At 52.7% G+C, this 1,026-nt stretch carries 1 tRNA gene and 2 pseudogenes; all 3 read left to right on the top strand.

Annotated elements, in window-relative coordinates:
- Nucleotides 1–156: pseudogene (locus WH277_RS03925) on the top strand (histidine phosphatase family protein); the annotation flags it as partial.
- A gap of 184 nt (nt 157–340) precedes the next feature.
- Nucleotides 341–417, top strand: a tRNA-Ile gene (locus WH277_RS03920).
- Nucleotides 418–656: 239 nt separating this feature from the next.
- Nucleotides 657–1,026 (top strand): annotated as a pseudogene (locus tag WH277_RS03915) (type II toxin-antitoxin system HipA family toxin YjjJ); the annotation flags it as partial.

Here is a 1,026-nt window from a genome sequence, read left to right as displayed (position 1 = left end):
ATCGCCCTGTCTGCCGAAGGCAATGTACTGCTGGTGGGTCACGGCATTATGAATAAGCTGATTGCACGCCGCTTACGTCATCTTGGCTGGCTGGGAGAGAAACACGCCAGCAGCCGCTACTGGAGCAGCGCCATTTATCATCCACCGGTGATTTAGGCCTGCCCGGAACGCCGAACACTGCGGTACGGACCAGAGACCTTATGACGGCGTCCTTGTTGAGGATGCGTAAAGGGTTATAATTCAATCGCTTCAGATTATCTTTATTTTTGCCTGGAAATGCAGCAGACACATGTTAAGCGCTGGATCGTGCCGCAGAGTTACATTATAATCCTGCGCCTCAGGCCCCATAGCTCAGTTGGTTAGAGCACGCGACTCATAATCGCTTGGTCGCTGGTTCAAGTCCAGCTGGGGCCACCAAATTTTACCTGTTAAATCAGAGCATTAAGCCACTTCGAAAGGAGTGGCTTTTTTTATGCTTTGATTTCGCTTCCCGGTTCTTATGCCACGCCTTGCCTCCCTCTTTGGGGAGGTGACGGCTCACACAGTAAGTGATAGGATACCTATTCACTTATCTATTCATTTATCTATTCACTCAGTGATTCAACATTATGCCTGATCGCTTCGACACGATACGCCAGTTGCTCAGTCAGGGGCCAATGCAAGCACGGCAAATGATTGAAAAAATGGAAATTAGCCAGCCAACACTGTCCCGCGCATTGAGGCAGCTTGGTGACGATCTTGTTCGATTCGGGGCGGGTCCCTCTATTCAATATGCCCTACGCGATACCTGGCGCAGATTCAGATCTGCACCTGTTTACCGCATCACCGATGAAGGGCGCGTTCAGCCCCTTGGCGAGCTGATTCCGGTTCGCCCTGACGGGTTTGTCATGGTGCAAACCGACAATGTGAGCCTCCATAGCGACGGGCTGCCGTGGTGGTTGTTTGACATGCGACCACAAGGATATCTCGGGCGAGCCTGGGCATCGACGCATGCGGTTGGGCTGGGCCTGGCGGCGAACCCAGAGC

The sequence above is a fragment of the Erwinia sp. MYb416 genome (assembly GCF_037479575.1).
Lineage (GTDB): Bacteria > Pseudomonadota > Gammaproteobacteria > Enterobacterales > Enterobacteriaceae > Erwinia > Erwinia rhapontici.
This window is presented reverse-complemented; position numbering and strand designations above follow the sequence as displayed.